This window comes from Oleiphilus sp. HI0128 (assembly GCF_001635365.1).
Window position 1 is genome coordinate 1 of the sequence record NZ_LWGG01001181.1, and the last position, 818, is coordinate 818.

Below are 818 nucleotides of genomic sequence, written 5' to 3' on the forward strand. Positions count from 1 at the left end.
TTATTTCCAGTTTTTCATCGGTAGGCACCATAAATATCTTCTGCTCGACTTTATCCGTCGTCAGCTGCTCAGCTTCAATTTCAATGAAAACAGGGTTAACCGTCCAGCGGTTTGCCAAGTTCAAAACATCGTCACTAAAGGTCGCGCTAAATAATAAGGTCTGACGATTATCCTCTCTTGGGCACTTACTGATGATACGCTTCACATCAGGAATGAAGCCCATGTCCAGCATACGGTCAGCTTCATCTATAACCAAAAAGTCGATCTGATCCAGATACAAATCATTGCTGTTGAGGAAGTCGATCAGACGCCCTGGTGTCGCAACCAAAATATCGATAACGGTATTGCGCACATAATCTTTTTGCTTTTGGTAGTCGATGCCGCCCAGCACTGAATAAATCGACATATCCATATGTTTAGTCAGGGCAACAGCATCTTTCTCTATCTGCAGCGCCAGCTCTCGTGTTGGCGCAATAATCAGTGCTCTGGGTTCACTTGCATAACGATCACCTTTTGGCACAGGTCGAGATAGCAAGTCATTAATAATGGTAATCAGGAAGGCTGCAGTTTTGCCGGTGCCCGTAGCAGCCTTACCAATGGCGTCATAGCCTTTTAAAGTGTGAGGTAGAGATTCTGCCTGAATGTCGCTGCAATATTCATATTTCAGATCAGCGATGCCATGCAATAAGTCATTTTGCAAACCTAAATCGTGAAAGCGGGTCTTGCCTTCCTCGGGCGCTACGACATATTGCTCAGCACTCCAAGCCTGTTTTTTTGGCGCTACACTCGCCCCTTGTTCTTGTACATTAGCTTGAGCG

Annotated in this window: 1 protein-coding gene; it reads right to left on the reverse strand. The window is 45.5% G+C overall.

The genetic code is table 11. The features are described 5' to 3' along the window. Positions 1-818 (reverse strand): DEAD/DEAH box helicase (locus A3763_RS19930; protein WP_231872267.1); only part of this gene is annotated, 818 nt, incomplete at both ends.